Below are 19,694 nucleotides of genomic sequence, written 5' to 3'. Positions count from 1 at the left end.
TGATAAATAAAAAGAGGACCACCTATCAGTCCTCTTTTTATGAAATTGTTAATTGTATAAACCTAGCTCTGCCAGTGATGCAAACTGCAAACCATCTTGTGCAGAGTTCATAATTACCTTAAGGTATCTTAAGGTTTTGGTGCTGCCAAACGCAAAATATTGTACTCCAGCCGCATTTTGAGCTACATAATTGTTTACCGATGTGAAATTTATATTATCGGTACTTGTTAAAACCTGAAAGTTTTTAATTGCGCGGCTCAATCCGCTTCTTTGCACTAAACTTAAGCCGTTTGCCGATTTCGAAGATCCTAAATCAATCACAATCTGGTGTGGATAACTTGTTGCAGAAGTAGTCCAGCGTGAGTGCCAGAACGTACTGTGGCTACCATCGATTAAAGTAGCTGCCCTGCCATTGATAGCGCCCTCGCCACTGGTTTCTTCAGAGCTGAAAGAGTTTATGGTCCAGCCAGTTTTACTTAATTCGGTTAATGGCGCAACATTGTCTTGCAGGGTAGAGGGATCTGTGCTTGGCGTAGGTAAACCCAATGCTGCGATGTCTGCATATATTTGAGTTGTAGCTGCTGAAGTAGATAAATTCAATCCCCATTTTTGGAAGAAAGTACTTAAATTTTTGCCCGATATACTACATGCCTTCAGCATGAAATAACGCATCCTGGCATCATCATTAGCTAAGGTTGGATTCTCAACACGCATCTCCTTGGCCAGGGTTCTATAAAAATTATCACCATAGGCTAAGGTTAATTGTTGAAACATACAGAGTCTGATAAACAGATCGGTTAAAGGATTGGTATAGCTTGCTGATCCGTTATAATCTTTTGTGCCGGCAGGTTTTCCTAAATAGGTAAAAGCTTTTGGCCACACGCCATCGTTTACCAACCTGTTGATAGACGGGGTAAGGGTACGTTGCACATATAAACTGTAAAGATTTACCGAAACCTCACCTAAAGCTCCCCAACGCCACATCATTTGGTGCTGGTGGCCCAGTTCGTGCCATAATCCCCAACCATTGGTGCCTACTGCGCTTAAAGTTAAAATGGCATTAACATCCGAAGTGATATAGGCTGTACGATAATCATAAGCGAAAAAATAATAGGCCGGATCCTCATGCTGCGTTAAAAGATAGGTATGCACATTTTTCGCATGTGCGGGCAAAGAGTTGTCTAAGCCGTTCAAATCATCCTCTAACGCAATAACCTGTGTAATCTTGTTCAATATAGCATTCTGATCTTCTGCTTGGTATTGTATTGCCTTAGTTCTTGATACCACAATAAAGCAATTTGTGCCCTCTAAAACAACATCGGGAGTAGTGTAAGTTTGTAATTGATTAATCCAGTCTGAATTGGTGGTTACGCCAAGTTTGTAATATGGAGCGTATTGGTAACCGTTATTAAAAGTTACTTTAGCGGTAGAGCCGGTTGTAGAATTGGTGTACCTGATCCACAATAGGCCGCCAACAGCGTTGGTAATGGTATTGGTACCCGCCGTTAACTGTACAGCTGTGGGCTGAGTGTTCCAAGTGCCATATCGAGAATAGGTGCCAATTAATAATTTTGGCAAGCGGGTGCCTGCGGTTTGTTCTACGGTGATATCTAAAGTAGCACCTGGAGCCATGTATAAACCGGTTGCGGTAAAATCGGTTAAATAGTATCCATTTTTTAAGCGATCCCTTTCAATTGATGCATTAATTTTTTCGGTGACATTAAAAACATTGGTTTGAGTAAGTGATTGTATGCTGGCACCACTCATGGTTTTTTTGCTGTTTACAACTTCTTCTTGTAATACAGCCGTTTTTTTACAGGCCGAAAGACCTACAATCGCCGAAACGGTTAAGAGTAATAATTTTTTTTTCATTTTTTAGGTTTTAGTAAATATTTGGTTATAGGTAACCATATTCCAGTAATGGATTACGGTAATAATTACATTTGTAATGTCTAATCAGCTTATTCTAAAACAGGTGTGTGAGTCTGTTTAAAACGTCAATACAATGTATTCATAATTACATTGATGTAAAAGGGTAAAGACTGCGCAAACGTTTGATTCGCCTGTGCTTTACGGTATTGACTGCTATATCTGTATCAGCGTAGTAAAACGGATAGTTAACGTGGTAATACTTAATTTTAACGCTTTTATTGCTTAGTAGAGTTTCGTTCTGAAACAACATTAAAATGGCATGGATCGATTTTTATTATATTTGAAATCTTTTCGCATGCTTTTAAAGATATTAACGTAGTTTGCATATTTGTAGTAGATGATCAAAAGAAACTTACGGCATAGCTTTTCACTTCTTAATGTTGACTATGTGCGACTTAACGCCAAATGGAATTATAGAAATGTGATCAGCCCATACTACCGCATTTACTATATAGATGAGGGAGAGGGTGAAATATCAGATGCTGAGAGCTTGCTAAAGCTAGAGCCTGGCTATTTGTACATTGTTCCCAGTTTCACGCTATGTAATTTAAATTGTAAGAATTCTCTTGGCCAGTATTTTGTCCAGTTTTTTGAGGATTCGACAGATGGAAGTTCACTTTTTGCCAATAACAGAAATGTATTAAAGACAGCGGCCACCGAAATAGACCTTAATCTTTTTGGCAGGCTGCTCCAGATTAACCCTGGAAGAGGAATAAACAGGTCTGATAATCCTAAAATCTATGAAAAAGATATTTATTATAAAGAATATCAGGAGCTTAATAATCAGCAGAACACTTCGGCCTATCTGGAAACCCAAGGGATACTGATGCTGTTAACTGCCAGGTTCCTAAATCCCCAGCTTTTCAAAAGTCCGGAACACAAACTTATACCGGTAAAAATTGTAGAAACCCTAAATTATATCCTTATCAATTTACACACAGATCTTTCAGTATATCAGCTTGCTTCTCGCGTAAATCAAAATCCCGATTATTTTTCAAGGCAGTTTAAACAGTATACGGGAACCAGACCTTTGAATTATATAAACGAAAAACGCGTTGAACGGGCACAGTATCTAATGGCGACAAGCAGAATGTCATATTCAGAGATTTGTGCCCAGACCGGATTTGATAACCTTTCCTACTTTTCTAAAACCTTCAAAAAGTTAACCGGCATGGCACCCAGTATATATAAGAAACAGATATATCAGGTTGGTTTTAACCATTAAACTAAAAATTTGTATGTTAATATTGCCGATTGCTTTAAAACCCCATTTAGCATTAGGTAACTGAATGATATAACGGATATGATTATCGCTTAATCCTTGGAGCAACACATCGCTGGATTGATAGTTTACGGCCATAAAAAATGATGGCTATGAAGGTAATCCTGCCTTCTCGCAATTAGAAAGATCTGATTATCATTTGTACCATTCTGGATGAAATAAGACCTGCTTTCGATTTGTTCATTCGCAGTGATATCAGCCACTTCTTTTCTTTACAACATACCGCCTTTTCTTTTTATATGTCTGTTTAGATGCCTCTAAGCTTAGTTTTTTCATGTTCACTTGATACAAAGTACGCTGTATTTATACCCAGTTTGCCAGTTTCTGGCAAGACTAAGGCAACAAATAAGTTAACATTTATATACCTATTTTTTATCAAATGTGCCCTTAAAGAAACCAGCTTATGGCTATTTTAGAAACGCTGACCATATAGACCGTCTTCCACTTTTAATGCAACTGCATGTCCGGACTTGTAGATTTCTGTCATGGTTCAGTCCGACACTTAAAATATTAGAAATAACCATTTATATACAAAAAAACAATTATGAGCATGAAAATTACCCATTTAACAAGGCTGCTAGGACCAGCCAGATTATGGCTCTTGCTGCTGTTGCTTGTGCCGATGAGCGCATTGCCCGTTATGGCACAAACAGTCACCATTAAAGGAGTTGTAACATCAGCCGATGATAACAGTCCGATTCCCGGAGTTACTGTATTGGAAAAAGGAAAGCAGAATGGTATGGTTACTGGTACCGATGGTTCTTATTCAGTTAATGTACCACAGGATGCTACACTCGTATTTTCTTCTATAGGATTCACAAAGCAGGAAGTTAAATTAAACGGAAAAACAGTATTGAACATAAAATTGCAGAGTGATGTAAGTGCCCTTAATGATGTGGTGGTAATAGGGTATGGAACAGCCAGAAAAAAGGACCTGATAGGTTCGGTAAATGTTGTGGCCGCGAAGGATGCAGGCGCTAACACCAATACCAGTGCCGCACAGCTCCTTATCGGTAAGGCCCCAGGTGTACAGGTATTAAATTCAAATGGTACCCCGGGTTCAAATGCCCAGATTATTGTACGCGGTACTGGTTCGTTTACCAATGTGGAACCATTGTATGTTGTTGACGGCATACAGAGTGATGCCAACCTTTTTAATACCATCAACCCACAGGACATTGATAATATACCATTTTAAAAGATGCAGCCTCTACCGCCATTTATGGTGTTGCTGCCGCTAATGGTGTGGTTATCGTTACCACTAAAAAGGCTAAAAGCGGTATCCCGCAGATATTATTTGACTCGCAGGTTGGTACTTCATCGGTGCGCAAACAACTTGACCTGCTTAATGCAAACGACTATGTCAATCTTATAAAAGATATAGCCGCTACCAATAACCTTACGCCTCCGGCCAAATTAAATACTCCTTTTGTTGGTGTTGACCGTACCGATTGGCAAAAAGAAATATTTAAAACGGCTTTATCTACCCAAAACAATGCAAGTATAAGCGGTGGCGGCGAAAAGGTTACCTATAATCTCTCACTAGGTTATTTAACCCAGCAGGCTATTGTTAAAGATTACCGTTTAAGAAGATTAAACAGCCGTTTTTCTTTAGATGAGAAACTAGGGCGTTTTCATTTTGGTCAAAGCCTTAATATCCGTTACACCAACACTAACGGACAGACAGCAAGCATATTAAATGCGATCAGCTATGCACCTTATCAGCCAATATACGACCCTGCTATTTTGGGTGGCTACTCTATCCTTACCAATGTTGACGACAACAGTAACGCCGTAAATCCATTACAGAGCTTAGGCGTTCAAACCTTATCAAGCAACGATCTGGTATTGTATCCGCAGGTTTTTGGCGAAGTAAATATTATTAAAGGTTTAACTTTTAGGTCGCAGCTGGCGGGTGTATATGGTACTTCGACAAACGATTCATATCAGATACCTTATATTACATCCAACAACCTGGGTTTCAGTCGGCAGGCAGGGCGTGCATTTAACAGTTATTCCAATTATACTTTTGAAAACTACCTGTCGTACAACCGTATTTTTGGCAAACACAGTATATCGGCAACTGCAGGTACCAGTTATATTGATGCAGGATCGAGCAAATACCTGAGCGTATTGGGTACAGGAATGTTGAATGACAATGTGAAAGATATAGGTGTAGCGCCAACCATCACCAGTCAAGCCAACACATCTGGTTATTATACACAGTTTGGCAGGGCTATCTCTTATTATGGCCGCTTGGTATATACCTTTAACGATCGATATATCTTGTCCGGAAGTATCCGCCGTGACGGATCTTCAAACTTTGGGCCTCAAAGCCGTTATGGTAACTTTCCGGGAGTTGGCTTTGCATGGCGCATCAGCGAAGAAGAATTTGTCAAATCGGCACTTCCGTTTATCAGCGATGCAAAATTTCGCATAGGCTGGGGCCGTACAGGCAATAATAAGTTTGGTTTAACCACAACACAGGTATTTACTTTTGGTGGTTCGCCGACCGGCAACCTGATTTATTCACTAGGGGATAACAAAAGTTTTGTAAACGGAACTACTGTAACTTCCATTGCAAACCCACTGTTGAGATGGGAGCAGACAGACCAGACCGATATCGGGCTTGATCTGGGTTTCCTGAAAAACAAACTTACGCTTACCCTTGATTACTATAACCGAAAAAGCAGTGGTTTGCTAGTGGGAATTCCGGTACCAACCAGCGTAGGCATTGGCGGATTAAGCGGATTCAGCAGTACCTTAATTACCAACGCTGCAGATGCTCAAAATAAAGGTTTCGAATTTCAGTTGGCCTATGCTGATAAAACCAGTGACTTTAACTACAATGTAAGTGTAAATGGAGGTTATAACCAAAATAAAACATTATCACTGGGTGCACAATCGTCAACCCCTATAATTGGAGGATACTTTAATAATTTAAATGGTATTACATTAACACAACCAGGTTCGCCTATTGGCGCTTTTTATGGTTATGCGGTTGATCATGTAGCAAGCACACAAGCAGAAATTGATGCATTAAATGCAGCTACCAGACAAAAAACTGGAAATCCAGCCAGTCTATATCAGGATGGATTATTGCCAGGAGATTTTATATTTAAAGATCTTAACAACGATGGTGTTGTGGATAGTAAGGATCAGAAGGTACTGGGCAGTCCAATTCCGAAGTTTACATACGGTTTTAATGCCGGGGCATCTTATAAAAACTTCGATCTCAATATTGTTATGTCAGGTGTTCAGGGTGTTCAATTGGCCAACTCACTTAAATTTTACACCGAAAATGCTTCAACCGGACATAATGCTTCTACCGCTATTTTAGACAGGTGGAGAAAACCGGGCGATATCGCCGCTTTGCCAAGGGCAGGCCAAAATGTTACGGCAACAGGGAATTTGAGGCCTTCTGATTTTTTTGTTGAGAATGGATCATACCTGCGGGTACGTAACGTAACCTTAGGTTATACTTTTACAAAAACGGCATTAAATTCTTTCTCAGGTAATGTATTAAGCAGGTTACGGGTTTATGTAGCGGCTCAAAACTTATTTACCATAACAAAATATACTGGATATGACCCCGAAATAAGCACCCAAACCAATGGAGGTGTTAATGGAGGGGCCAGCGATTATATATTTAACCGGGGCATTGATGATGGGCAGATACCACAACCACGTACATTTTTGGCGGGCATACAAGTTGGATTTTAATGATGAAAAATATTAAAGATATAATGATGAAAAAATATATAAAATATCTGATTGTTGTAGTTTTAATGATTGCAACCGGGGGATGTAAGAAGGATTTGGATTTACAGAGTAAAAGCGCATATACCTATGACACTTATTTCACAAGTGATGCAGCTATAAATCAAGCCGTGATAGCCAGTTACGCTACTTTATTGCATTCTGGTTTGTGGGCTCGCGAATGGTATTATATTTTTGATTTGCTGGGCTATGATGCCAAAAATGCCCAACCACTCCAAGGGGATCTATTGGCCCTGGCACAATATAATTTTGCTTCTAACCAGCCACAGTTAGAAGCCATGTGGTCTTCACTATACCGAATGGTAATGCGGTCAAACGTTGTGATTAACCGTGCTCAGGCATGGGCTCCTGCCAATGCAACCGAACAGGCCAATCAAAAGCAATATATTGCCGAGGCTAAATTTTTGAGGGCTTATGCCTACTTCAATCTAGTTAACCTGTACGGGCGTGTACCCTTGCGTAAAGCATATATCCCGCTGCCAACAGCAGAAGAAATTAATCTGCCCCGTGCCGCTGTAGCAGATGTATGGGCTTTTATTGAACAGGATTTAAAAGACGCACAAGCTGACCTTCCTATTTCATATGCTCCAGCCAGTTTTGGACGTACTACCCGGGGGGCTGCGGTTGCTTTGCTTGGTAAGTCATACCTGTACGAAAAAAAATGGGGAGATGCTATTACTGAATTGACCAAACTGACACAGGCTCCATATAGCTATGCGCTCACACCCGTATATAACAACCTGTTTGATGATCCGAATCAGAATAATACAGCCCTTAATAAGGAAACCATTTTTCAGGTCATGAACCAGGCCTGGACCGATTGGGGTATCGGTAACCAGTATGCTCCGTTTGGCGGTCAGGAAACGTGGGGTGGGAAAGCAAGCCACTCTGCCCGTGCACAGGAATATGGCTTTAACGATTGGAATAATGTGTTTATTACCACTACGGCTGTTAAAGCTTTTACTTACACCAACCCACAAACCAATGCCACTTACGTTGATCCGCGTGCGGCTTATACTTTTTATGGAGATGCTGCAAGCGGGGGGCAAACCCAATATTGCCAGCAATGCGCAACCGGTCCAGTAGCCTTTCCCTATGCCTCAGCCGGATACAAATATTTAAAATATGAGTATTATAATAAAGTAGCAAGCTTTGGTGGTCCGCAAAGTGGTATCAACGGGCAGGTGATCCGTTATGCAGATGTATTGCTGATGCTTGCCGAGGCTTACATACAACAGGGTAATACCGGATCACAGCCATTGGCACTGATTAACCAGGTACGTAGCAGGCCGAGCGTTAATGCGCCGCTTTATTTAAGTTTGGGCAGCCAATCTCAAGCCATGACCATTTTGATGCGCGAACGACAATTGGAACTGACCGGGGAACAGACCCGTTATTTTGATCTGATCCGATGGGGTATAGCTAAGCAGACCATTAATTCGCAAAGGCAGATAGAAGATGGTACCCAGCCTTTTCAGGATAAAAATGTTTTATTTCCTATCCCACTATCAGAAAAGAACGCAAATCCCAATGTTGGTAAGGATATCGGTAGTGATTGGAATTAAATCAACAAAAGAGATGAGGCTGTATCATAAATTATAATTACTTCAGATTTGTCACGTTGAGCCTGTCGAAACGCCTTTTAAGACATTAAAAAAAGTCCTTCGACAAGCTCTCCGTAGAAGTCCTTTGGACAGGATGACAATTCACATATTTATGATACAGCCTCTTTTATCTGCCTATTCTGGTATCCGTTTACGGGCAGCCCAGCAACCCATAAAGTAGGGACAGAGATTGTGGGTGGATTTATATTATTAAAGGCAAATAATCTGGATGAGGCGGCAGAGATCGCATCGTCATGCCCAATCTATGAATCTGACGGTTATTCGGAAGTCCGCGAGTTTAAAAAATAAGCCAGCTTATTAAAACTCTGACTTAGGCACTTTCTTTTCTCCTAGAAGTGCGGAACAGTTTTCATTTGGGATTGATCAGCATTGTTTTTTTATCTTTGTACCATGCACGGTCAACTTTTAAGTCTTATAACAAAAAGCCTACAACTTTCTAACCGGGATAGAGATTTGTGCATACGCTACTTTGAACCTGTGAGATATCCGAAAAACAGGATAATCGAAGAAGAAGGGAAGGTACCCGGACATCTATATTTTGTGGTTTCGGGTTTTGCGAGGCTATTCCATTACAATGATAAAGGCGATGAGGTTACAACGCACATAAACTGTCCGCCTGGTTTCATTACCTCTTATGCTGATTTTACCAACCAGAAAAGATCTGATGAAAATCTGGAATGTATTACCGAATGTGAACTTTTGCGCATTAGTAAAGCAGATCTTGATCAGCTGATACAACAGAGCCCTACTTTTATGGATTTTAGCTTTTTGGTATTTCAACAATCCTTATCCTATAATGAAACACGTGCCAGGGAGCTGGCCACCCTTGATGCGGAACAGCGTTATTTAAAAATGATGAACCAGTACCCCGAAGTTCTCCAGAATGTTCCTATGCAATACATTGCGTCTTTTCTTGGAATGAACCCTAAAAGTCTGAGCCGTATCAGAAAGAAGATCATTAGGTAACATTTGCGAAGTGGTTTTAAATCTGCAAAGTTCAACTTTGCCACAGCATTTAAAATCAATGGCTATGACAAATAAAAAACTAGTACTGGTATCCGGTGCAAATGGGCATTTAGGCAATAATCTTGTAAGACTGTTGATCGAAAAAGGGACCCCGGTAAGGGCTTCAGTCCGTAATATCAAAAGCAAAGAATGTTTCAAGGATCTGAACTGCGAGGTTGTTCAGGCGGATATAACGGATAAAGCTTCCTTTAAGCGCGCATTGCAACATGTGGATACTTTTTTTGCAGTGGGCGCCGCCTTCAAACTGTGGGCTAAAAACCCCAAGAAAGAAATCTACGATGTGAATATGCTGGGCACCCGGAATACGATTGAAGCTGCTGCAGAAGCGGGCGTAAAAAGAATCGTCTATGTAAGTTCAATTGCTGCACTGGATTATACCAATCTTCCAACAAAAGAAAGCAACGGATACAATTCCGACCGAAGGGATATGTACTACAATTCCAAGAATGACGGTGAAAAGCTGGCTTTTGATCTGGCAAGAGAATTCGGTATAGAATTGGTATCGGTTATGCCCGGAGCAATGATAGGAGGTGAAGCGTTTCTTCCGTTAAATGTTTCCTATAATGTGTTAAGACTGATTCTTAACAAGCAGATTCCTATGGATACCAGGATTACCCTGAACTGGGTCGATGTTAAAGATGTAGCAGAAGGCTGTTACCTTGCTGCAGAGAAAGGCCGGTCTGGTGAGCGTTATATCCTTGCCAACGAAAAATGTCTGACCATTACTGATACGACTAAATTGGCACAAAAACTTTATCCGGAATTGAAAATCAAAGTACCTGGAACTGTGCCAAAGTTTATTTTGTATGCTATTGCAGGTTTTATGGAGCTTTCAGCTAAAATAGTTGGAAAACCTCCACTGCTTACCACTAAAGATATTGCTATGTTTTCAGGATTGCAGCAGGATTTTGATATTTCGAAGTCAAGGAACGAATTAGGATTTAATCCGAAAGATGGTCAACAGGCAGTAAAGGAAGCCTTGACTTACCTGATGGACCATAGAGAATTGATTTAATATTAGAAAAAATATGGTAACAGAATTGCCATTTTATACCTGTTTTCTAGACCTGGTGGGCATTTTTAATGGACTTTGTAAGTAAAAGAGCAAGATAAGATAGCGTATTCGTGGCATGGGCGTAATCTCGTTAAGATAATGGATAAATCGCAAAAAGATGTCACCCTGAGGGGGTGATTTATTTTATAAAAATCAATATGAGTGACGTGTAATTGATTTCTTTTGCCATACAGCACGGTCTTGCCCCCGGCTCGCCGCCGCCGAAGGGCTCTTTCTTTTTGGCATCAAAAAGACCAGCATGGCTAGCTTGAATGCCCTTGAAAACATAAAAGCCCATGAAAAAACAAAAAATGCCGGCTGAAAATTTATTCATTTGTATTATAGTTTTCAGCTGCATTCATGAGGGCTTCGCCGTTTTCTTTCGAAGCTAGTGGGTTGGCTTGAGGAGTGCGGCCCGAAAAATTTGTTAGGCCGGGTTTAAGTAGAACGGGGGATAAACACAAAATCGGTTAAAATATTGATTAATAGTGGTTTGTAGAATAACGTCAATTGTAGTGTAGGTCGAAGGGCATTTATTTGCGGGTCATCAATCTCAAGAAGTCTTCGACTAGGCTCTCCACAGGAGTCCTTTGGACAGACTGACGACCGCGGTGCTTAACTTAATGACATTGGGCAAGGGTGGGAGCCGGCTATAATATGGTAGCATTGATTTTACGAAATAAAACCTGAAAGAGTATTGAACAGTGGTTTTTATGTCTCTATTCATATGGTAGATACTGTTAATACGGTATGGATAGCGTCAGGAAAAAATATTTCAACTAAATGAATAAAAAAAGAAAGCCACTTATGATAGGTGTTGATATCGGTGGCTCACATATTACAGCTGCAATCATTGATTTCAGGTCACATTCAGTGATAGATCACTCACGTGTGCGTAGCCATGTTAATACACATGACACAAAGGAAGATATATTAGCCTCATGGATCAGTGTGCTTAAAAATATTATCGGGAACCAATCCCCGGACGAGATATTGTTAGGGATTGCCATGCCTGGCCCCTTCGATTACGTAAATGGGATATCGTTGATCAAGAACATGAACAAATATGAATCCCTGTATCTTACGGATATTAAGGCTGTTTTGATAGAGCAGCTGGGGCTGTTGCCAGAGAACATTATTTTTAGGAATGATGCAGAGGCTTTTCTCCATGGAGAAGTTAGCGGGGGCAATGGTTTGGGCTTCAACAGGGCGATAGGGATCACATTGGGTACCGGCCTGGGGTCGGCCGTAAGTATTGGGGGGAAAACCACCGATGCAAACCTCGGGGTGAGTTCATTTAAGCAGGGGATAGCAGAGGATTATATTTCCACCAGATGGTTTGTGAAACGTTATGAAGAACTCTCCGGAAAGAAAGTAAAAAATACAAAAGCGCTTGTCGATCTATATGAAAGTGATCCTATGGTGCCTGTACTCTTTAATGATTTTTCCAGAAGCCTTGCAGACTTTCTTTTTCCTTTTATCAAGGCGCACGATGCAGAAGTGGTCATCATTGGAGGAAATATAGCCAAAGCACATCCTTTGTTTCTGAACAAGACCCAGAATGCACTACACCAGCAGGGAATTCGGGCTGAATTGAGGATAACCGCATTATGGGAAGACGCTGCAATGCTTGGTGCTGCTTACTCACATGCAACAGGAATTTTGGCTTCATAAAAAAGTATGCTCGTATATTACCCATGTGATTTAAGATGGATACTTTCTGCTGCTAACAGAAATATGTAGTTATTTCGAATGGTACAGGCAATAACCTATACTGCCAGTTCGAAGGTGAGTATATCTTTCTGTATTTGTTGTCTAGGTAATATGCACAACATGAGATATACAGCTTTTGCCATAATTACCTTGCTATTTTTTTTCGGCAGACCTGCTTTCGCGCAGATTAATGCGGCCAGGCAGTTGGCTTACTGTACCGAACAGGTAAAAAAAACATTGAAAATTATTCCTCATCATGGAGACAATATTCCAAGGAGTATTATTCCCGGTTCATCTGAATGGAAGTTTGTAGGATATAAAGACTGGTGCAGTGGTTTTTGGCCTGGAATACTGTGGTATAGCTATGAAGCAACAAAATCAAAAACGTTTCTTGCTAAGGCAGAGGTTTTTTCATCAGCGCTTATACCCCTTTCGCAGCAGCCGGCTTTCGATCATGACCTGGGCTTCCAGATATTTAACAGCTATGGGAACGGATATAGACTTACCAAAAACCCTAAATATAAAGAGATTATACTCAAAACAGCCGATACTTTGGCCACCCTGTTTAACCCAAAGGTGGGAACGATCCTCTCATGGCCAAGGGAAGTTCCCGGAATGCAATGGCCACAGCATAATACCATTATTGATAACATGATTAATCTCGAAATGCTTTTTTGGGCGTCCCGGAATGGGGGAGGGAAAAGATTATATGATATCGCTTTTTCACATGCCAACGTAACCATGAAGAATCATTTCAGACCTGATTATTCTGCATACCATGCGGTGATCTACGACCGGGTGACGGGAAAAAAAATTAAAGGACTAACCCACCAGGGATATGCTGATGACTCCATGTGGGCACGTGGCCAGTCGTGGGCCATTTATGGATATACCATGTGTTTCCGGGAGACGGGTAATCCTGCATTTCTTGAATTTGCCCAAAAGGTAAGCGACGTTTATCTGGCAAAATTGCCAGCAGATGGAATTCCTTATTGGGATTTTAATGATCCTTCTATCCCCACTGCCCCTAAAGATGCATCTGCCGCGGCAGTGGTCGCATCAGGACTTTTGGAGCTTTCTACTTTTGTTAAGGACAAAGCGAAATCACAAAAATACAGGAAAGCTGCAGTGCTTATGTTGACTTCCCTTTCTTCATCAGCATACCAAAGTAGAAATAAGAATTCAGCCTTTCTATTACATTCAACAGGGCATAAGCCCAATGGATCTGAAATTGATACATCGATCATATACGCAGATTATTATTATATAGAAGCGCTGTTGAGACTGGAAAAACTTCAAAAAGGAACGAAGCTAAATTAAGCCCTTTATAATAATAAACATGTAGCTCTCTTTGCGGAATATTGCTGGGCGGGACGTCTGATTTAATTTCTGGCAGCCATTTTTCATATTTAGTTTTAGTAGACCCATATGCCTGCTGCAGCCGGAAAACCGAGACTTAATTCAACAGTCTCGCTCACAATATTTTAATAAAAATGATGCCGCATAATGAGTTTAGGACCCCCGATCAGGTTTCAGCATTACAATAACCGGAAACGGTGAATCACTCCCTAAAGAAAATAATGATGTAAAATGAAAATACTACAATATTCTTTAATCATACTTTTAATCTTAGGTGCTCATCTGGCTTATGGTCAGGATAATCTATCAAAAGTATGGACTGCCGACCTGGGAAACGGGACATATAAAAATCCGGTTATACATGCGGATTATTCCGATCCCGACGCGATCAGGGCCGGAGAGGATTATTATATGACCGCATCAAGCTTCAATTGTATTCCAGGACTTCCTATTTTGCATTCCAGGGACCTGGTAAACTGGACATTGGTTAACCATGCACTCAAACTCCAGGAACCAGTAGACGTTTATGATATTCCTCAGCACGGAAAGGGCGTTTGGGCGCCTAGTATAAATTACCATAAGGGAGAGTTCAGGATCTATTATCCGGATCCCGATTATGGGATTTTTATGGTCAGGGCCAAAAATCCCCTTGGAAAGTGGGAAAAACCTGTACTCATCCTTAAAGGCAAGGGGATTATCGATCCAAGTGTATTCTTTGATGACGATGGACAGACTTATCTGGCTGTAGCATGGGCAGCAAGCCGAGCCGGTGTAAATAGCCTATTAACCGTTTTCAAGATGAACAGTGATGGCACTCGGGTAGAAGATGAGGGAATGCACGTTTTTGATGGACATGGCAAAAACCATACAGTAGAAGGGCCTAAGTTTTATAAACGCAATGGCTATTATTACCTTTTTGCACCTGCCGGAGGAGTGGCAGCTGGCTGGCAGCTTGTAATGCGCTCAAAAAACATATATGGTCCATATGAGGAACGTAAGGTTATGGAACAGGGAAAAACGGCTATCAACGGTCCCCATCAGGGGGCTTTGGTCCGTACGCCAAAGGATGAATACTGGTTCCTTCATTTTCAGGACAAGGGACTTTATGGCCGTGTAGTTCACCTTCAGCCTGTAAACTGGAAGAACGACTGGCCGGTTATCGGCTCAGATGGGGATGGCGACGGGATAGGAGAACCGGTTTCTGTCTACACTAAACCATCGGTTTCAGGAACTCATGCAATCTCCGCACCATCAGAAAGTGATGAATTTAACGGCATTGAACCAGGCCTGCAATGGCAGTGGCATGCCAATAAAAAAATACAATGGTCGGCAATGATCCCTAAAAGCGGGTACTTAAGGCTTTTTGCCTTTCCCAATCCGCAAATTAATAAAGGCTTGTGGAATGTGCCGAACCTGCTTCTTCAGAAGTTTCCTGCACCTACTTTTACTGCCACTACCAAGCTGAACTATATTATAGAATGGGATACCTGGCAAGAGAAAAAGACGGGATTGCTCATTATGGGAAATGACTATTCCTATCTCTCTGTATCTAAAAATGAAAAAGGATTTCAGATCGCACAGGTAATCTGTAAAAACGCTCCCAATAATGGAATTGAGCAGATATTGGCTCAAAGGCCCTTGAAGTCTGGAGCCGTTTATCTTCGGGCAGAGGTTGCTCAGGAAGGACAGGTAACTTTTTCATACAGTGAAGATGGCGAGCTGTACCACAAAATAGGGGAAACATTTAAAGCGCAGCCTGATAAGTGGATAGGCGCAAAAATCGGAATTTTCTGTACAAGCGGGAGCGACGTACGTACCGGCGGATATGCTGATTTCGATTATTTTAGGATAACCAGATAGAATCTGCACACAAGAAATATCCCTCTGACGTAATTAGGAGCAACTTAAATCGGTCAAGAACTGATCGTATCTGAAGGGAATTGTATTAAGTAATGAGAGAGGGTGTACATAAAGATAGATTTGTCATCCTGAGCCTGTCGAAGGACTCATTTAAATACCTTTAAGGTGTTTCGACAGGCTCTCCGTAGGAGTCCTTTGGACAACATGACAGCATCTGAGGTGAAACGCCTTTATAATACGACCTCTTTGTATTGGGCATTTTTTCAAATTATTCTTTTTATCGATTAATAGAGTATTAAAAACGCTACCCTGTGTCATACCAGTATGAAAAACGATCTGCCAGAAAAAATAGATAATGAGGATCTGCCTTTCAACTTTAAGCGGCAGATAGTTTCAGATGAAGATATCAGAAAGCATTGGGACCGCATAGCGACAAGAATTTTTAGAGGTGGAGAAGCTGAATATCCTCTGGAGCCAAAGGATAACAAGGGAGAGAATAAGGCTTGATATGACTTTGCCGGTAATGAAATTTTCCCTACAATTTACCCGTTCAGCAGGATAATTTGTTGATAGCCGCACATACTTTTTAAAAACAACCATCAATACGCCTATATATTTTTATGAAATTTTACCAGCACACTTTTCTGATACTACTTTCCCTTCTTACATTTTTTGGGGCATCGGCCCAAACAACCACCGTGATTTCTGAACAAATGCTTTATTCCCCAGATAAATCGCTTGTGGTCCGTTTTTTTCAAAAAGAGTCTGCAGATCACAAAAAGGCATTTTTTTATCAATTATCTTATAAAGGAAAAAACGTTATTCTGGAGTCAAAACTTGATTTGGAGCTTGATAACCACCTTTCAGAAAGTGCAATGGCATTAAAGGTAGATACGCATCAAAATTGGTTTGAGAACCTCGAGATAAAGAATTCAATACGCGCGCAAAAAGATACAACCTGGACTCCTGTTTATGGAGAAAGGAGGTTTATCCGTGATCATTACAACAGTCTGGTGATTAAAACCGTGAAGGATGATAATCCAATATATGAGATGAATATCGAATTCCGGGCCTATAACCAGGGTATTGCATTCCGCTTTTTCTTTCCGGAAAATGTTAAGGGAACCTACTACCGGATCATGTCGGAAAATACAGAATTTAAGTTTGAAGAAGGCGCATTGGCCTGGAAAGCAAACTGGGCACAGGCACCATATCATAAGGTTGCATTAGAGAACTGGGATGGTGAGGCTGAGCGGCCACTGACTCTTGAACTGAAAAATGGTCTGTTTGTATCTCTCTTAGAGGCACAGATGGTGGATTATTCAAGAACGAAATTTAAGCTAAAAGAAAAAAATACAGTAGTCACCTCTATGTTCACCCCTGTAGATCTGATTTCTCCCGTAACAAGCCCCTGGAGAGCGGTAATGGTTGCCGAAACTGCCACAGGGATTGCCGAGGGAACAGACCTAATTCTAAACCTGAATGAACCATCAAAGATAAAAGATCAAAGCTGGGTAAAACCCGGAAAGATTATGCGGGTGATGTCGCAAATTACAAAAGATGCACTGGAGAATATCGATTTTGCTGCAAAAAGAAACCTGCAATATATCCTCTTCGACTGGAAATGGTATGGTCCTGCATTTAGTTTCAGTTCTGATGCATCAAAAGTTGCAATTTCAGATTTCGATCTACCTCAGATCATCAGGTATGGAAAAGAAAAGGGAATAGGGGTATGGTTATATGTAAACCAACAGGCGCTGTTGATGCAGAGCGATAGCCTTTTTTCAATCTATAAAAAATGGGGTATTGCCGGCGTTAAGTTTGGTTTTGTACAATCAGGATCACACCGTTGGACAACATGGGTAGAAAAAGCTATACAACAGGCTGCACACAACCAGATAATGGTGAACATTCACGATGATTGGCGCCCAACTGGCGAGCAACGCACCTGGCCCAATCTGATGACCTCGGAGGGAATAAGGGGAAATGAAGAAATGCCCGATGCCACCAGTAATACGGTAATGCCCTTTACCAGGTATCTCGCTGGCGCAGCAGATTATACCATCTGTTATTTCGATCCAAGGATAAAAACTTCCCATGCCCACCAACTTGCGCTTGCGGCAATTTATTTTAGTCCCATTCAGACCCTATATTGGTATGATAAACCTGCTTTTTATAAAGGAGAACCCGAACTCGAATTCTGGGACAAGATTCCTGTTACCTGGGATGAAACAAAGGTTTTGTCGGGAAGTCCTGGTGAGTACGTCACAACAGCCAGGCGCAGTGGCGAGGAATGGTTTTTAGGTAGCATTACCAATAATGAGGCCCGTAAAGTAGAATTGAAGCTTGATTTTCTTCCCAAAGGGCAAAAATTTGTTGCCAGGATTTATAATGACGACAACAAGGTTAATACTGCCACCAAGGTAGGGATAAAAGACATAGCGGTTGATTCAAAATCGACCCTGAAACTGTATCTCCAGCCTTCAGGAGGTGCTGCAATATGGCTCCATAAAAAATAATTATGTAAAGGATTACAATAACATAAAAATGAACAATAAACCTGCTTTTACCGAAAAAAGATTCCTTTTCACCTTTATTCTGGTTACTTCCCTGTTTATGCTATGGGGGGTAGCGCACTCCATGAGTGATGTACTCAATAAACATTTTCAGAATGTACTCAATGTATCAAAAGCACAGTCTGGTCTGATTCAGTTTTCGGTCTTTGGGGCTTATTTTATCATGAGTATTCCAGCCGGGATATTTCTGAAACGTTTTGGCTACAAGGCAGGCGTAATATTAGGGCTTGGACTTTTTGCTACTGGGACTTTTCTTTTTGTCCCTGCCGCAAACGCAGAAAGTTTTGGTTTTTTCAGGATAGCACTTTTTATTCTCGGCTGCGGCATGGCAACGCTGGAAACTGTTGCGCATCCTTTTGCGGCCTCACTTGGCGATCAACGCACCAGTGATAGAAGGGTAAACTTTTCGCAATCTTTCAATGCGATAGGGGCGATAATCGGTCCGGCGATAGGAACATTCTTTTTGCTCAGGGCAACTTCTGGTGGGCATGAAAACTCGCTAGATTCAGTAAAATTGCTTTATGCAGGGCTGGGAGGATTTATCCTGATCGTGGCGGTGGCTTTTTTCTTTATCCGCATTCCAGACCTGATCGATCCGCACAGTATTTCCGATGCACCAATAGCTGCACAGAACATTGACATCGCGCCGGGAAAAAGGCTTTTTCAGCACAGGCATTTTGTTTGGGCAGTAGCTGCTCAATTTTTTAATGTAGCGGCACAGGCGGGCACCTGGAGTTATTTTATAAACTATGGGCATGAGAAAATGGGCTTTTCTGATGAGAAGGCAGGAAACTTTATGGTTTTGTTTATGGTAATGATGGCGCTTGGTAGATTCGTTGGAACTTACCTGATGAAATTTATAGCGCCAAATAAGATCCTCGCAGCATTCGCTATTTGCAGTATCATTGCCTGTATTATTGTAGCCCAAAGCTGGGGCTGGACATCCTACTGCGCCCTGTTGAGCATCAATTTTTTCTTTAGTATTATGTTTCCTACGATCTTCAGCCTCGGACTGAAAAATCTCGGTTCACATACACAGCAGGCTTCCTCATTTATTTCAATGGGTGTAGTTGGCGGAGCTGTAATGCCTTATTTTATGGGTAAGATAGCCAATGTAGATGTTGCTCATGCATATTATCTGCCCATCATCTGTTATGTAGTGATCTTTCTTTTTGCAGCTAAATTTTTTAAAGTAATCAGATAAATAATTTTCAGGGATCAAGCAAAAAAGTTGGGGGATGAAGGTATTTTTGGATTGGGAATAGGAAAACAGTGCCAGTAGTACTTGGCTACTGTAGTCCCGCCTTCCACTTTACTCCGCTGCGCTTCGTGTTCGTTCCAGTCAGGTTTAAATAACAAAGACAGTGGTTTTTGGCGGGATTTCCGCCTGAAAATTGGTTCAAGGTTTAGTTCATTTTCTTCTTAACATCCAGACTCCGGGTTTTCGGTCCTTCGGACTTCTCTGTACAACCCCAGATCAATAGCCC

At 41.2% G+C, this 19,694-nt stretch carries 15 protein-coding genes; 13 read left to right on the top strand and 2 right to left on the bottom strand.

Features of this window, described 5'->3' with window-relative positions; all coding sequences use genetic code 11:
* Positions 1-48: 48 nt before the first annotated feature.
* Positions 49-1,872 carry a M60 family metallopeptidase gene (locus J7E57_RS07400; RefSeq protein ID WP_215126600.1) on the bottom strand — a complete coding sequence of 608 codons (1,824 nt, stop codon included), beginning with the start codon at positions 1,870-1,872 and terminating at the stop codon, positions 49-51.
* Between the two features lie 397 nt (positions 1,873-2,269).
* On the opposite strand from J7E57_RS07400, the gene J7E57_RS07395 reads away from it, so the two are divergent.
* The 7 genes from J7E57_RS07395 to J7E57_RS07365 all read left to right on the top strand — a co-directional run bounded on the left by J7E57_RS07395 (position 2,270) and on the right by J7E57_RS07365 (position 10,660).
* On the top strand, positions 2,270-3,157 hold the full coding sequence (locus J7E57_RS07395; protein WP_215126598.1) for a helix-turn-helix domain-containing protein: 888 nt from the start codon (positions 2,270-2,272) through the stop codon (positions 3,155-3,157).
* A gap of 601 nt (positions 3,158-3,758) precedes the next feature.
* A complete protein-coding gene (locus tag J7E57_RS07390; RefSeq protein ID WP_215126596.1) occupies positions 3,759-4,412 on the top strand; it encodes a carboxypeptidase-like regulatory domain-containing protein in 654 nt (217 codons plus the stop codon).
* A 47-nt stretch (positions 4,413-4,459) separates the two neighbouring features.
* On the top strand, positions 4,460-6,937 hold the full coding sequence (locus tag J7E57_RS07385; RefSeq protein WP_317196528.1) for a SusC/RagA family TonB-linked outer membrane protein: 2,478 nt from the start codon (positions 4,460-4,462) through the stop codon (positions 6,935-6,937).
* Between the two features lie 26 nt (positions 6,938-6,963).
* On the top strand, positions 6,964-8,559 hold the full coding sequence (locus J7E57_RS07380) for a RagB/SusD family nutrient uptake outer membrane protein (RefSeq protein ID WP_215126594.1): 1,596 nt from the start codon (positions 6,964-6,966) through the stop codon (positions 8,557-8,559).
* Between the two features lie 231 nt (positions 8,560-8,790).
* Positions 8,791-8,907 carry a YciI family protein gene (locus tag J7E57_RS27450; protein ID WP_215126592.1) on the top strand — a complete coding sequence of 39 codons (117 nt, stop codon included), beginning with the start codon at positions 8,791-8,793 and terminating at the stop codon, positions 8,905-8,907.
* 189 nt (positions 8,908-9,096) lie between these two features.
* The gene (locus J7E57_RS07370) at positions 9,097-9,585 is read left to right on the top strand and encodes a Crp/Fnr family transcriptional regulator (RefSeq protein WP_317196527.1); all 489 of its coding nucleotides are present in this window, start codon (positions 9,097-9,099) and stop codon (positions 9,583-9,585) included.
* A gap of 64 nt (positions 9,586-9,649) precedes the next feature.
* On the top strand, positions 9,650-10,660 hold the full coding sequence (locus J7E57_RS07365; protein ID WP_215126587.1) for an NAD-dependent epimerase/dehydratase family protein: 1,011 nt from the start codon (positions 9,650-9,652) through the stop codon (positions 10,658-10,660).
* A gap of 178 nt (positions 10,661-10,838) precedes the next feature.
* Here the strand turns inward: J7E57_RS07365 and J7E57_RS07360 are convergent, their stop codons facing one another.
* Entirely contained in the window at positions 10,839-11,033 is a 195-nt protein-coding gene (locus J7E57_RS07360) for a hypothetical protein (RefSeq protein WP_215126585.1), read from the bottom strand.
* A gap of 449 nt (positions 11,034-11,482) precedes the next feature.
* Here J7E57_RS07360 and J7E57_RS07355 point away from each other — a divergent pair, with 449 nt between their 5' ends.
* The 6 genes from J7E57_RS07355 (at position 11,483) to fucP (ending at position 19,411) form a co-directional block, all read left to right on the top strand.
* Entirely contained in the window at positions 11,483-12,373 is an 891-nt protein-coding gene (locus J7E57_RS07355) for an ROK family protein (RefSeq protein ID WP_215126583.1), read from the top strand.
* 159 nt (positions 12,374-12,532) lie between these two features.
* Entirely contained in the window at positions 12,533-13,732 is a 1,200-nt protein-coding gene (locus J7E57_RS07350; RefSeq protein ID WP_251029840.1) for a glycoside hydrolase family 88 protein, read from the top strand.
* Positions 13,733-14,002: 270 nt separating this feature from the next.
* Positions 14,003-15,631 (top strand): glycoside hydrolase 43 family protein, encoded by a 1,629-nt coding sequence (locus J7E57_RS07345; protein WP_215126581.1) that lies wholly within the window; start codon positions 14,003-14,005, stop codon positions 15,629-15,631.
* A 324-nt stretch (positions 15,632-15,955) separates the two neighbouring features.
* Positions 15,956-16,138: a hypothetical protein gene (locus tag J7E57_RS07340; RefSeq protein ID WP_215126579.1), complete on the top strand. Its 183-nt coding sequence runs from the start codon at positions 15,956-15,958 to the stop codon at positions 16,136-16,138.
* Positions 16,139-16,251: 113 nt separating this feature from the next.
* The gene (locus J7E57_RS07335; protein WP_251029839.1) at positions 16,252-18,150 is read left to right on the top strand and encodes a glycoside hydrolase family 97 protein; all 1,899 of its coding nucleotides are present in this window, start codon (positions 16,252-16,254) and stop codon (positions 18,148-18,150) included.
* A 28-nt stretch (positions 18,151-18,178) separates the two neighbouring features.
* On the top strand, positions 18,179-19,411 hold the full coding sequence (fucP, locus tag J7E57_RS07330) for an L-fucose:H+ symporter permease (protein WP_215126576.1): 1,233 nt from the start codon (positions 18,179-18,181) through the stop codon (positions 19,409-19,411).
* The last annotated feature ends 283 nt before the right edge of the window (positions 19,412-19,694 follow it).

The sequence above is a fragment of the Pedobacter sp. ISL-64 genome, assembly GCF_018613605.1.
Lineage (GTDB): Bacteria > Bacteroidota > Bacteroidia > Sphingobacteriales > Sphingobacteriaceae > Pedobacter.
The sequence above is the reverse complement of the archived record's forward strand: the minus strand, read 5'-3'. Positions and strand labels throughout refer to the sequence as shown.

Bases quoted from the DNA above. Each gene is read 5' to 3' on its own strand.
- fucP (WP_215126576.1), top strand. From the start codon at position 18,179: ATGAACAATAAACCTGCTTTTACCGAAAAAAGATTCCTTTTCACCTTT.
- J7E57_RS07380 (WP_215126594.1), top strand. From the start codon at position 6,964: ATGAAAAAATATATAAAATATCTGATTGTTGTAGTTTTAATGATTGCA.
- J7E57_RS07355 (WP_215126583.1), top strand. From the start codon at position 11,483: ATGAATAAAAAAAGAAAGCCACTTATGATAGGTGTTGATATCGGTGGC.
- J7E57_RS07365 (WP_215126587.1), top strand. From the start codon at position 9,650: ATGACAAATAAAAAACTAGTACTGGTATCCGGTGCAAATGGGCATTTA.
- J7E57_RS07360 (WP_215126585.1), bottom strand. From the start codon at position 11,033: ATGAATAAATTTTCAGCCGGCATTTTTTGTTTTTTCATGGGCTTTTAT.
- J7E57_RS07400 (WP_215126600.1), bottom strand. From the start codon at position 1,872: ATGAAAAAAAAATTATTACTCTTAACCGTTTCGGCGATTGTAGGTCTT.
- J7E57_RS07395 (WP_215126598.1), top strand. From the start codon at position 2,270: ATGATCAAAAGAAACTTACGGCATAGCTTTTCACTTCTTAATGTTGAC.
- J7E57_RS07340 (WP_215126579.1), top strand. From the start codon at position 15,956: ATGAAAAACGATCTGCCAGAAAAAATAGATAATGAGGATCTGCCTTTC.
- J7E57_RS07335 (WP_251029839.1), top strand. From the start codon at position 16,252: ATGAAATTTTACCAGCACACTTTTCTGATACTACTTTCCCTTCTTACA.
- J7E57_RS07390 (WP_215126596.1), top strand. From the start codon at position 3,759: ATGAGCATGAAAATTACCCATTTAACAAGGCTGCTAGGACCAGCCAGA.
- J7E57_RS07350 (WP_251029840.1), top strand. From the start codon at position 12,533: ATGAGATATACAGCTTTTGCCATAATTACCTTGCTATTTTTTTTCGGC.
- J7E57_RS07345 (WP_215126581.1), top strand. From the start codon at position 14,003: ATGAAAATACTACAATATTCTTTAATCATACTTTTAATCTTAGGTGCT.